Annotated in this window: 11 protein-coding genes and 1 pseudogene; 3 read left to right on the top strand and 9 right to left on the bottom strand. The window is 74.8% G+C overall.

What is annotated here, in order from left to right; translation table 11 throughout:
• Positions 1 to 13: 13 nt before the first annotated feature.
• The gene (locus ACIG0D_RS30420) at positions 14 to 709 is read right to left on the bottom strand and encodes an HAD family hydrolase (RefSeq protein WP_399807193.1); all 696 of its coding nucleotides are present in this window, start codon (positions 707 to 709) and stop codon (positions 14 to 16) included.
• A gap of 35 nt (positions 710 to 744) precedes the next feature.
• On the bottom strand, positions 745 to 1,221 hold the full coding sequence (locus ACIG0D_RS30415; RefSeq protein ID WP_365764574.1) for an Lrp/AsnC family transcriptional regulator: 477 nt from the start codon (positions 1,219 to 1,221) through the stop codon (positions 745 to 747).
• A 256-nt stretch (positions 1,222 to 1,477) separates the two neighbouring features.
• Here ACIG0D_RS30415 and ACIG0D_RS30410 point away from each other — a divergent pair, with 256 nt between their 5' ends.
• Positions 1,478 to 2,977, top strand: coding sequence for an FUSC family protein (locus ACIG0D_RS30410; protein ID WP_399807190.1), 1,500 nt, complete (start codon positions 1,478 to 1,480; stop codon positions 2,975 to 2,977).
• Between the two features lie 477 nt (positions 2,978 to 3,454).
• On the top strand, positions 3,455 to 4,483 hold the full coding sequence (locus ACIG0D_RS30405; protein WP_399807187.1) for a lactonase family protein: 1,029 nt from the start codon (positions 3,455 to 3,457) through the stop codon (positions 4,481 to 4,483).
• Between the two features lie 82 nt (positions 4,484 to 4,565).
• Here the strand turns inward: ACIG0D_RS30405 and ACIG0D_RS30400 are convergent, their stop codons facing one another.
• From ACIG0D_RS30400 to ACIG0D_RS30370, 7 genes and pseudogenes are all read right to left on the bottom strand, one after another.
• Positions 4,566 to 5,489: a sirohydrochlorin chelatase gene (locus ACIG0D_RS30400; protein ID WP_399807185.1), complete on the bottom strand. Its 924-nt coding sequence runs from the start codon at positions 5,487 to 5,489 to the stop codon at positions 4,566 to 4,568.
• A gap of 174 nt (positions 5,490 to 5,663) precedes the next feature.
• A complete protein-coding gene (locus ACIG0D_RS30395; protein ID WP_399807182.1) occupies positions 5,664 to 6,632 on the bottom strand; it encodes an N-acetylglucosamine kinase in 969 nt (322 codons plus the stop codon).
• Positions 6,629 to 7,306, bottom strand: a complete 678-nt coding sequence (locus tag ACIG0D_RS30390; protein ID WP_399807179.1) for a uracil-DNA glycosylase — start codon at positions 7,304 to 7,306, stop codon at positions 6,629 to 6,631. Before ACIG0D_RS30390 ends, ACIG0D_RS30395 begins: the two co-directional genes overlap by 4 nt.
• Before the next feature lie 116 nt (positions 7,307 to 7,422).
• Positions 7,423 to 8,568, bottom strand: a complete 1,146-nt coding sequence (locus ACIG0D_RS30385) for a WD40/YVTN/BNR-like repeat-containing protein (protein ID WP_399807176.1) — start codon at positions 8,566 to 8,568, stop codon at positions 7,423 to 7,425.
• A gap of 57 nt (positions 8,569 to 8,625) precedes the next feature.
• Positions 8,626 to 9,138, bottom strand: a complete 513-nt coding sequence (locus ACIG0D_RS30380; RefSeq protein WP_399807585.1) for a hypothetical protein — start codon at positions 9,136 to 9,138, stop codon at positions 8,626 to 8,628.
• Positions 9,127 to 9,367, bottom strand: a pseudogene (locus ACIG0D_RS30375) (HEAT repeat domain-containing protein); the annotation flags it as partial. The pseudogene ACIG0D_RS30375 and the gene ACIG0D_RS30380, both read right to left, overlap by 12 nt.
• Before the next feature lie 130 nt (positions 9,368 to 9,497).
• Positions 9,498 to 11,207 (bottom strand): acyl-CoA dehydrogenase family protein, encoded by a 1,710-nt coding sequence (locus ACIG0D_RS30370; RefSeq protein WP_399807172.1) that lies wholly within the window; start codon positions 11,205 to 11,207, stop codon positions 9,498 to 9,500.
• Between the two features lie 75 nt (positions 11,208 to 11,282).
• Between ACIG0D_RS30370 and ACIG0D_RS30365 the strand changes: the two genes are divergently transcribed.
• Positions 11,283 to 12,020, top strand: coding sequence for a PaaX family transcriptional regulator C-terminal domain-containing protein (locus ACIG0D_RS30365; protein WP_399807169.1), 738 nt, complete (start codon positions 11,283 to 11,285; stop codon positions 12,018 to 12,020).
• Positions 12,021 to 12,236: the final 216 nt, after the last annotated feature.

The following is a 12,236-nucleotide window of genomic DNA, read 5'->3' as shown; positions in this document are numbered from 1 at the left end:
TGGGCCCGGTGGCTCAGGACCCCGCAGCCGCGCGGACGAGCCAGTCGTAGGCCGCCCGTGCCGTGAACTCCTCCTGCCCCCCGCGGAAGAGCAGACCCGCCGTGGCGAAGGGGGCGTCGTCGGCCTGCTCGGCGACATACGGAACGGCGATGCAGCGCATGCCGGCGGCGTGCGCGGCGGCGGCGCCCGGGGCGGCATCCTCCACGACCGCGCAGTCGGCCGGGGCCGCGCCGAGGCGGCGGGCCGCCTCCAGGAACACATCGGGGGCGGGCTTGCCGTGCCGAACCTCGTCGGCGGAGACGACCGTGCGCAGGAAGGCGTCCAGGCCGGTGGCGGTCAGGATCGCCGCGATGGCCTCGGGCGAGGAGCCGGACGCCACGGCCATCGGCACCTTCTCCGAGGCGAGCAGTTCCACGAACTTCCGCATCTCCGGGTAGACCGGCGTCGCGGCGCGGGCCAGCTCCAGATAGCGGCGGTTCTTGGCGGCGAACAGCTCCTCGGTGGGCGCGCTCAGGTCGTACCGCCGCTTCCAGTCGGCGATGGTGTCCAGCGTGCTGATGCCGACGTACCGCTCGTGATCCGCCCACGTGTAGTCCGGTACGCCGTGCTCGGCGAGGATCTGCCGGCCCGCTTCGTAGTAGTTCGGCTCGCTGTCCACGAGCGTTCCGTCGAGATCGAAGATGACCGAGATTCCACCGAGAGTGTTCATGAAGCCAGGATGCCAAAGTGCGGATCTTGCGCCGCTCAGGCCTTCGTCGACCGCCCGATCGACTCCACCAGCGGCAGCAGCCGGTGCGGTACGCGCTCGCGCAGGGCCACCTCCGTGCGGGTGCGGACGACGCCGGGGAGGCTGATCAGCTTCTGGATCACGTCCTCCAGGTGGGCGTTGTCGCGGGCCACGACCCGGGTGAGCAGATCGCCGCCGCCCGTGATGGAGAACGCTTCGACGATCTCCGGTACGCCGGCCAGCGCGTCGCCCACGTCGTCGAGGTGGCCCTGGGTCACCTCGATGTGGACGAACGCGAGCACCGGGTGGCCGAGGGCGGCGGGGGAGAGGGTCGGGCCCGTGCCGGTGATCACCCCCTCCCGCTCCAGCCGGTCGAGCCGGGCCTGAAGGGTGCCGCGGGCGACCCCGAGGATGCGGGCGTACTCCCGCACGCTCGTGCGCGGCTGCTCCAGCAGCAGCCGCAGGATGCGGGTGTCCAGTTCGTCCACGGCCATGGTGCGCGGCCTCCTCCTCGATGATCTTGAACGACTGTACCAATGGCCCAGCACGCCGACCGTCGGCTGAACCACTCGCCATGGTCCGATGGCCCGGTGCCGGACGCATCCCACCCCTTCCCCATGGGCCAATGGACCAGTCGCGACCGGGCCACTTGAGCCAGTGGCGTCAGTGATGCTGTCATGGTGAGGTCGATGGCGCTGCGGATCCCGCGGCGCCTTTTTCGTGCCGATCAGCTCGAGGGGGCGGTAAGCAGTGCTGAAGAGGGTGTTCGTGGCTCCGGATCCGGGGCGGACGCGGCTGCGTTTCGCGACGCGCGCGGTCCTCGGTGTCGGTCTCGCGGTCGTCGTCTGCGGGCTGGCCGGCCACTCCCTCGTCGGTGCCGTCATCGGCGGCCTCGCCGCGCTGCTCGCCCTGTTCACCGTCACCGACGCCACCGTGCGCGGCCAGGCCGTCACCACCGCCCTGCTGCCGGTCGTCGGCCTGCCCGTGCTCGCCGTCGCCGCCGAGGTGCACGACCAGCCCGTCCTGCGAGACCTGTTCTTCCTGGCCGTGGTCGGCGCGGGCGTCTACGCCCGCCGCTGGGGCCCGCGCGGACACAGCCTCGGCGTGTTCGCCTTCATGACCTACTTCATCGCGCAGTTCCTCCAGGCGACCCCGCGCCACCTGCCCGAGCTGTACGCCGCCGTCCTGCTGTCCGTGCCGGCCGCGGCGGCCGTGCGGTTCGGCCTGTGGTGCTACGAGCGCCGGACGCCCCCCGCGCCCGCCGTCGCCCCGCCGGACGGCACCGGGCTCGGCCGGATCACCACCCGCCAGGCGGTCCAGGCGACCGTCGGCGCGGGCTTCGCGCTGGTCGTGGGCCAGATGGTGTCCGGGGAGCGGTGGTACTGGGCCGTTGGCGCCACCTGGTGGATCTTCGTGAACACCACCTCGCGCGGCGAGACCCTCGTCCGCGGTTTCCGGCGCGTCCTCGGCACGGTGCTCGGCATCGGCCTCGGCCTGCTGGTCGCCGTCCCGCTGCACGGCGCCGCCGTACCCTCCGCCGCCCTGATCGCCGTCTGCGTCTTCGGCATCTTCTACACGGCCGCCGTCTCCTACACCTGGATGATGCTCTGCGTCACCCTGCTCGCCGAGCTGCTCTACGGCCTCCTCGGCATGCTCGAACCCGCCCTGCTCGCGCTGCGCGTCGCCGAGACCGGCATCGGCGCGCTGGGCGCCGTCCTGGCGGTCCTCTTCGTGCTGCCCGTGACCACCCACCGGGTCACCGACGCCTGGATCCAGCGCGCCCTGCGCTCGGTGCACGCCTGCACCGCCGAGGCCGCCGCCCGGCTCGCCGGCGACCCGGCCGCCGACCCCGCCCCGCGCGTGGCCGAGCTGGAGCAGCAGCTCGCCCGGGTCCGGCTCGCGGTCGCCCCGCTGGTGCACCCGCTCAACCCGATGCTCGGCCGCAAGCGGCGCGCCCGCCGGGTGCTCGCCCTGCTGGACGACTGCGCCCGCGAGGTCCGCGGCCTGGTCGCCGTCGCCGCCGACCCGGAGGCCTCCCACGACGCCCGGCTGGCAGCCGCGTGCTGGCGGGTGCAGGCCGCGGTCGAGGCGCTGACCGGTGGCCCGGCCGAGCGCGAGATCGCCGGCCTCACGCCGCAGCCGTCGGCCACGGAACCGGCGCTCGCCCACCTGCACGGCCTCGAGCGCGCGCTGGCCGAACTGGCGACTCCGCTGCGGACGCCGCCGGGGTCGCCGCTGGTGGGGGCGTAGCCCGGGGCCGACAGGGGAGTCGGACGGCCGTCGCCCGGAAGGGTGTGGGCGGCGACTGGCTGGGCGTGGGCGGCGACTGGCCGGGCGTGGGGCGGTGGCCCACCGCGTGGGCTGGTGGCACATCGTGTGAGGTGACCACTGGCGAGGGTGGGGGCGACTGTCCACCGGCTGAGGTGCCGCGGCGGTTGGCGAGCGCGCAAGGCGGCAGCCGGGGGTCGGGTGCCGGGCGCGTGCCCGCCGCTGCGCACCGCCTCGCGCGGCGCCTGGACGCGTGCGGCCCGCCGCCCGCGGAGGGGGCGACTCCCACGGCGTGTGGCGCCGGCCGGCCGCAGCCCGAAGCGACGCCTGCCCACCGCGTGAGCCGCGACCGGCGAGTCCCTGAGGCGGCAGTTCCGAGACATTCACCCGCTTGGTCTAGACCTTCCGTGATCCGCTGCTACCGTCACCGCAGAAGCCCAGGACCGAGAGGGGACAGCGGTGGCAGACGGCGGACAACGGCGGCGGGCGTTCATCGGGTCGTTCACGGCGGCCGGCGGCCCCGGGGTGGTGACGGCGGCCGTCGACCCGGACAGCGGCGCGCTCACGCTCCTCAGCGGCGTCGACGGCCTGCCCGACCCCTCCTACCTGGCCCTGGCGCCCGACGGGCGCACGCTCTACGCGGTCAGCGAGACGGCCGAGGGCGCGGTGGTCGCGTACCGCGTGGACGGCGCGGTCCCGGAACCCGCCGGGGCGCCGGTGCGCGTCGGCGGCGGACCCACCCACCTCAGCGTGTACGCCGGACACGTCCTCACCGCCGACTACGGCTCCGGCAGCGTCACCGTCGTACCGCTGCGCGCCGACGGCACACTCGCCGCCGCCGCGTCCGGAACGCTCCGGCACACCGGGTCGGGACCCTTCGCACCCCGCCAGCAGGGCCCGCACGCCCACCAGGTACGGCCCGACCCGAGCGGACGATGGGTCCTCAGCGTCGACCTCGGGACCGACTCCGTCCGCGTGTGCGCCCTGAAGGAGGGCGGTCTCGTCCCGCACCGGGAGACCGCCCTGCGGCCCGGTTCCGGACCGCGTCACCTGGCCTTCCACCCCGACGGCACGCGCGCCTACGTCGTCAACGAACTCAGCCCCACCGTCACCGTCTGCCGCTGGGAGGCCGAGGACGGGACCCTGCGACCGCTGGCCGAGACGCCGGTGCTGCCCGGGGCTCCGGCCGGTGACGCGTACCCGTCGGGCATCGAGGTCTCGTCCGACGGCCGGTTCGTGTGGACGGCCACCCGCGGCGAGGACGTGCTCTCCGTGTTCGCCGTCGAGGGGGAGAGCCTGCGGCTGACCGGCACGGTGCCCTGCGGCGGCCACTGGCCCCGCGCACTCACCGCGTCGGAGAGCTTCCTGTACGTCGCGAACGAGCGCTCCGGCGACGTGACCTGGTTCGCCGTCGACCCGGCGACGGGGTGGCCGCGGCGCGCGGGAGCCGTGGAGGTGACGGCGGCGTCGTGCGTCGTCCTCGGCTGAAAGGCCCATGAGCCAAAGGCCCGCTCCGGGTGCGGAGCGGGCCCTTGGCTCGTTCTTCTGTCGTACGGCGGTGCCTGCCGGGTCAGCGGACCGGCGCGCCCTGGGGCTGCTGCGGGGCGATGCCCAGGGCCGTCGTGTACTTGGCCATGGCGAGCTTGCCGATCGCCGGGTACGGGCCCAGCGCCTCGGCGGCGGGGCAGTCGGCCTCGGCGGCGGCCGCCTCGACCAGCGCGGTGTCGATCTCCGGGCCGATCAGGTACGGCGCCAGCGCCAGCTGCTGCGAGCCGGAGGAGCGCAACTGCTCGGCCACGGAGGCGATCGAGCCCTCCTGGTCGAGCGCGGCGGCCATCACCGGCACGGCGAGGCGCGCGGCGAGCAGCATGCCGGTGATCCCGGCCGCCTGCACGGCCTCCTCGCCGCCGACGGCGGCCAGGATGATGCCGTCCGCCGCGGTCGCCACGGTGAACAGCCGGGCGCGGTCGGCGCGGGCCAGGCCGGCCTCCGACAGCCGCACGTGCAGCGCCTCGGCGAGCAGCGGGTGCGGGCCCAGCACATCGGTCAGCTCCGCCGCGACCCGGCTGTCCATGACGGCCTGGCGGACCTGGCGCAGCAGCGCGGCGTCCGGGCCGGCCAGCAGGGGAACGACGACGGCGACGGGACCCTCGGGCTCCTTGGCGTCCACACCCGCGGCGAGTGCCTGCTCGAAGCGGGCGGTGCGCTCGTCGGCGGCGTGCGCGAGCACGGCCTGGAGCGTGGGGAACTCGGTGTCGTCCCCGTCGACGTACCCGATACGGGCGTCGAGGCCGGGCAGCTCGGAGCGGGCGATGCTCACGATCTCCTCGGCGAGACCGCGCGTGGCGGCGCTGGGCGCGCCGGGCACCGCGAGGACGAGCGCGGGCGCGCCCTCGGGAGCCGCCAGGGGCTCGGGTCGGCGGTGCCGCCCGGGCTGGCGGGGGCGCGGCATTCGTACTGGCAGGCCGGACGCGGGCCCAGTGGAGGAGCTCATGGTGCCGCATGTTAGTGGCTTCCGTGGCTCCCCTGTTCGGGGAGGGGGCAGGTGAGCGGTATCCGTCCGGTTTTGTCTGATGAGTTACGTGGAGATCAGAACTGATCAGCGGGTTTTCGTCGCGGCGGGCCGTGCGGCACCGTCCGGTGTGGCCGAAACCTTATGGCCGGATCATTACTCCGGAGAGGTGAGGCAGAGCAGCTTCTCGTCCCCCGGGAGGGTGAGGGTGTCCGTCGCGAGAGCGGTGGCGATACGTACCGCTCCGCGCAGGGGGTCGCCTTCGGCGGGTACGCAACGGGCGTGCGGCAGGCGCTTCGCCAGTTCCTCGCGCACGGGCCCGAGCAGCGGCTCGCCCATCTTGAACAGACCTCCGGACAGGCCCACTTCCGGTGCGCCGTCGGCGGGGCAGACGGCGGCGGCCGAGTCGGCCATGTGCCGGGCCGCCGCGCGGAGGATGTCCGCGGCGACCGGGTCGTCCGCGGCGCAGGCCGCCACCTGCGGCGCGAAGGAGGCGAGCACGGCGGGGCGGTCGCTGCGGGGGTACAGCGCGTGGGGCAGGCCCGGCAGCGGGCCGAACTGCTGCTCGGCGTGGGCCAGCAGGCGGGTGGAGCCGCCGGCCCGTCCGTCGTGCGCCCGCAGCGCGGCCTCCAGTCCGGCGCGGCCGATCCACGCTCCGCTGCCGCAGTCGCCGAGCAGATGGCCCCAGCCGTCCGCCCGCCGCCACCGGGTCAGGTCCGTGCCGATCGCGATCAGACCGGTGCCCGCGGCGATCACGGCGCCGGGCCGCGGACCGAGCGCCCCGACGTACGCCGTGACCGCGTCCGCGGCGAGCGCCACTCGGCGGACCCCGAACTCCCGCCCCAGGGCACCCGGCAGTTCGGCGCGCAGCGCGTCACCCAGCGTGCCGAACCCGGCGGCGCCGACCACGGCGCACTCCGGTTCCGCCACCCCGGACTCGGCGGCCAACGCCCGCACCAACGGCACCAGTTGCTCCATCAGATGCCCGGCGTCGATCCCGCGCGCCCCCGTCCGCACCGGGACGCGTGACTCCCGCCGGCCGAGCGGACCGCCCTCCACCGTGCCCATGACGACTCGCAGACCGGACCCACCGGAGTCGACGGCGAGGAACCCGACGGGTGTCACGGCAGGCGCCAGTCCACCGGTTGGCCGCCCTGGCGGATCAGCAGGTCGTTGGCGCGGCTGAAGGGGCGGGAGCCGAAGAAGCCGCGGTCCGCCGACATGGGGGAGGGGTGGGCGGACTCGATGGAGGGCAGGTCGCCGAGGAGCGGGCGGAGGTTGCGGGCGTCACGGCCCCACAGGATGGACACCAGCGGCTTGCCGCGGGCGGCCAGCGCGCGAATGGCCTGCTCGGTGACCTCCTCCCAGCCCTTGCCGCGGTGCGCTCCCGGCTTGCGCGGGGCGGTGGTGAGCGCCCTGTTGAGCAGCAGCACCCCCTGCTGCGTCCACGGCGTCAGATCGCCGTTCGACGGCTGCGGCAGCCCCAGGTCCGCCTGCAGCTCCCGGAAGATGTTGATCAGACTGCCGGGCAGTGGCCGCACCTCGGGGGCCACGGAGAACGACAGGCCCACCGCGTGCCCCGGGGTCGGATAAGGGTCCTGTCCGACGATCAGGACCCTCACCTCGTCGAAGGGCTGCTGGAAGGCCCGCAGGACGTTCTGCCCGGCCGGGAGATAGGTGCGCCCCGCGGCGATCTCCGCGCGCAGGAAGTCGCCCATCTCGGCGATCTTTCCGGCCACGGGTTCGAGGGCCTTCGCCCAGCCCGGTTCGACGATTTCATGCAACGGTCGTGGTGCCACGGGCGTCACCCTACTGCCGTACGCCACACGGCGATCAACCGGTGGCCAACGCCCGGCGCCCGGAACGGCCGGTCGCGGCACCCCCGACACCGTCCCGACGGCCCCGTCCGACCGCCTCATCCGACCACCGCGGCCCGCACACACAGCACGTCCGGCAGATGCGACGCCAACTGCCGCCAGCTGTCGCCGTCGTCGGCCGACGCGTACACCTCGCCGTTGCGGTTGCCGAAGTAGACGCCCGCCGGGTCGGCGTCGTCCGTGCACATCGCGTCGCGCAGCACCGTGCCGTAGTGGTCCTCCCGCGGAAGGCCCGCCGTCAGCGGCTCCCACGTCCTGCCCGCGTCCGCCGTGCGGAACACCCGGCAGCGCCGGCCGGCGGGCACGCGGTCGGAGTCCGCGGTGATCGGGAAGACGTACGCCGTGTCCCCGCGGCGCGGATGGGTCGCCACGGCGAAGCCGAACGTGGAGGGCAGGCCCTCGCCGATGTCGGTCCAGTGCGCGCCCGCGTCGTCGCTTCGGTACACCCCCCAGTGGTTCTGGAGATACAGCCGGTCCGGGGTGACCGCGTCCCGGGCGATCTTGTGCACGCACTGGCCGAACTCCGGGTTCGGATCCGGCAGGAACACCGCGGAGACACCGGAGTTGGACGGCGCCCAGCTCGCGCCGCCGTCGCCGGTGCGGAACACCCCGGCCGTCGACACGGCCACCGTCACGGCGCGTGGGTCACGGTGGTCGGTGAGGATGGTGTGCAGGCCCTCTCCGCCGCCGCCCGGCATCCACCGCGAGCGGGTCGGGTGGTCCCACAGGGGACGGACGAGCGTGAAGCTCTCCCCCCGGTCCTCCGAGCGGTACAGCGCGGCCGGTTCCGTGCCCGCGTACACCACGTCCGGCTCGGCCGCCGCGGGGTGCAGCTGCCACACCCGCTCCAGCGAAGCACCCGTGTCCTGCGGGAACTTGACGGCAGGCCGGGCGGGCTCGGTCCAGGTGCGCCCGAGGTCGTCCGAGTGGAAGACGGACGGGCCCCAGTGCGCGCTGTCCCCGCCGGCCAGCAGGCGCGGCGCGGAGCCGCGGGTGTCGATGGCGACCGAGTACACGGCCTGCGCGTTGAAGTACGGACTCTCGTCGAACTCCCACGCGCCACCACCTCGCCGGCGCCCGATGAAAAGGCCTTTGCGCGTGCCCACGGCGAGCAGTACCTCGGTCATGCCGATCACCTCCGCGACGTCTTTGTCCCAGACACCGGCCAGTCTGCACCCCACCACTGACAGTCACCCCTCAGGACGCCGTCGCCGCAGGTCACAGTGGTGTCGGCCGGGTGGCTACCGCGTCGCGACCGCACGGCACACCCGCAGCGGCTCCTCGTCGCCCAGCACGTCGTGGCTGCCGTGGACGTCCGTCCGCGCCGTGTACCGGCGGCGCGTGGCCGGTTCCGCCTCGGCCAGGTCCCGCAGCGGCGCGGCGGCGGCGCCGTCCAGCGCGGCGAGACACCCGGCGATCGGCGGGCGGGTGTGGGAGTTCTCCTCCCAGGCGGCGCGCAGCACGGGCGCGACGGGGGAGACGTCCCCGGTGATCCGGGCGAGCGCGCACGCGGCGTCCGTCGGTCCCACACGCGCGCGGACCCGGTCAGACGCCGCTCGCTGATCCGGCCTGATCGACGAGACACCCCCTAGCCGCGCCGGCGCCTGCGCCGCCGCACGGCCGTCGCGCTCCAGGTCCCGCAGCAGTACAAGCAGCACCGCACCCGCGTCCCGCTCCACCGCCCAGCACGCCTCGGCGGCGGCCACCGCGTGCCCGGAGTCCAGCAGCCGCCGCACCAGCTTCGCCGTCCCCACCGATGCTCACCAGCAGGTCCAGCACGCTCCCGCGCTCCGCCACCTCCTCCTCGGCGAGCAGCGCGAAAAGGAACGGGACACAGGCCGGCGTCGAGTCGTAGACGTCCCCCTGGTGGTGCACGGCCCCGTACATCCCGTCGAGCGCGGTCTCCCGCTCGGCGGGGTCCGGGGAGGCGAGGCCCCGGAGCAGCCGTGGCACGTCCTCCGCGCTGCCGTACGCATGCCGCAGCGAAGCCCAGTCGGCCTCGTCGACCCCGTGAACACGTCGCCCCCCAGCCGTGGTGCCGAATGATCGCGAGTCTGCACCACGGCGGTGACAACGCGGCGGGACCGGCGGACACCGCGCTCCGCGCGGGCGGTCAGTCGCCCCCGGGCAGCGCCCGGTCGAGGATCGCGTCGAGGTCGGCCGACCCCGGCAGCGTGCCGAACGCGTACCCCCAGTCGCCGCCCAGCCGCGTCGCGCAGAAGGCGTCGGCGACGGCCGGCGGGGCGAACCGGACGAGCAGGGACGCCTGAAGGGCGAGCGCCATCCGCTCCACGAGCCTGCGGGCACCCGCGGGAGACGCCTCGGCGAGACCGTCCTTCAGCCCGGCGACCGCCGCGTCCAGCCGGGCGTCCGCACCGCGCGCCAGGGCCAGTTCGGCGAACAGGGCCTCCGCCACGGCCGGTTCCCGGCCCAGCGCGCGCAGCACGTCGAGGGCGTTGACGTTCCCGGAGCCCTCCCAGATCGACAGCAGCGGCGCCTCGCGGTAGTGCCGCGGCATCCCGGACTCCTCCACATAGCCGTTGCCGCCCAGGCACTCCAGCGCCTCGGCGGTGAAGGCCGGGCCGCGCTTGGTGACCCAGTACTTGCCGACGGCGGTCGCGATCCGGCGCAGCGCCCGCTCCCCGGCGTCCCCGCGCACCGCGCGGTCGGCGGCGCCCGCCAGCCGCAGCGTCAGGGTGGTCGCGGCCTCCGACTCCAGGGCGAGGTCGGCCAGGACATTGCGCATCAGCGGCTGGTCGAGCAGCCGCGCGCCGAACGCGGTGCGGTGCCGCACATGGTGGCCCGCCTCCACCAGCGTCTTGCGCATCAGCGTCGCGGAGGCCATCACACAGTCCAGGCGGGTGCAGTTGACCATCTCGATGATGGTCTTGACGCCCTGCCCCTCCGGGCCGACCAGCCAGGCGACCGTCCCGTCGAACTCCGGCTCGGAGGAGGCGTTGGAGCGGTTGCCCAGCTTCTCCTTCAGCCGCTGGACGCGGAAGGGGTTGCGGGTCCCGTCCGGCAGCACGCGCGGGACGAGGAAACAGGACAGACCGCCCGGGGCCTGCGCCAGCACCAGGAACACATCGCACATCGGCGCCGACGTGAACCACTTGTGTCCGCGCAGCGTGTAGACGCCGGGCTCGGCGGTGGGCGTGGCGGTCGTGGTGTTCGTCCGTACGTCGGAGCCGCCCTGCTTCTCGGTCATCCCCATCCCTGCCAGCAGGCCCCGCTTCCGCGTCGGGATCCGCAGGCCGGGCTCGTACTCCCGGCTGGTCAGCAGGGGTTCGTAGACCGCGGCCAGCGCGGGCTCGCGGCGCAGCGCGGGGATCGCCGCGTACGTCATCGAGGTCGGGCAGCCGTGACCGGCCTCCGCGTGCCCCCACACCAGCCCGCCCGCCGTGCGCGCGACATGGGCGCCGGGCCGCTCGTCCGCCCACGGCGCTCCGGCCAGTCCCTCGCTGACGGCCACCTCCATCAGGTGGTGCCAGCTGGGATGGAACTCGACCTCGTCGATCCGGTGGCCGTAGCGGTCGTGGGTGCGCAGCACCGGCTCGTGCCGGTTGGCCAGGTCGCCCCACTCCTGCGCCTGCGCGCTCCCGGCCCGCCGGCCCAGCCGCCGGACGTCCTCCTCGGCCCATCCGGCGCCCTCCCGGCGCAGGCCCTCCAGGAGGGCGGTGTCGTCCGACGCGTCGTACGGCGCGAGGGGCGGCGGCTGGTTGGTGACGGCGTGAGTGGCTCTCTCTGCGGCGGCGCGGGCGTTGGTGTGAGCCGGGGCGTGGGTGGCGGCGTCCTGCTGCGGGTGCGCGACTGTCGAGGCCATGAACGGAGTGTTGCACTCACGCCGCGGTCGCAGCAATAGTGCAACGACCGGCTGTGCGCCGTAGAGTACGAGGCCATGCCGACGAACGAACCCGACCTGCGCCCGTTGTCCGCGCGGTCGGTCGTGCTGAGCCTGCTGCTGGGCGCGAACCCGCCGGAGCTGCCGGCGAAGGACCTCGCGCGCGTGGTGGCGCCGTTCGGCGTCGGCGGTTCCACGCTGCGGGCCGCGCTCAGCCGGATGACGGCCGCCGGGGATCTGCGCCGCACCGGTACCGGCTACCGCATCGGTGACCGGCTGCTGGAACGCCGGCGCCGCCAGGACGAGGCCGTACGGCCGCACACGCGCGCGTGGGACGGCGACTGGGAGATGGTGGTCGTCACCGCGACCGGCCGCGGACCCGCCGAACGCGCCGAGCTGCGCACCCGGCTCGCCGGGCTGCGCCTGGCCGAGCTGCGTGAGGGGGTCTGGCTGCGCCCCGCGAACCTGCTCCGCCCGCTGCCGGACGACCTGGACCCCGTGGTCCAGCACTACACGGCCCGGCCGGGCCGGCCCGCCGCCGAGCTGGCCGCGGAGCTGTGGCCGCTGAACGCCTGGGCGGCCACCGCGCGGGCCCTGCTCGACCGGGTGGCCCATGCCCCAGGGCCCGCCGACCGGCTCACCGTGTTCGCGGCCGTCGTACGGCATCTGCTGGCCGACCCGGTGCTGCCCTGGCCGCTGCTCCCCGACGGCTGGCCGGGCACCGCGCTGCGGGCCGCGTACGCGGACTACCGCCGCGAGCTGGCGGAGCAGGTCCACGCGCGCGTGGAACCCTGACAACCACGTGAGCCCGGTGACCGCGCGGGGCGCCCGCAGTGGGGCGCGGACAGCCTGACGGCCGTACGAGGCGTCGTGCGGGGACGCTTCGTACGGCCGGGTCTCCGTGGGGACGTCGCGCCTAGGGGGTGTCTCGCCGATCATGCCGGGCTCCCGACGCCTGGCACCGCGCCTCGCCGCGTTGTCGTCGGTCGCCGATTCCCCCACGCTCGGCTG

Source organism: Streptomyces sp. NPDC052773, assembly GCF_044547145.1.
Classification (GTDB): Bacteria; Actinomycetota; Actinomycetes; order Streptomycetales; family Streptomycetaceae; genus Streptomyces.
Note: the sequence above shows the minus strand (reverse complement) of the source record. Positions and strands in the feature narration are given on the sequence as shown.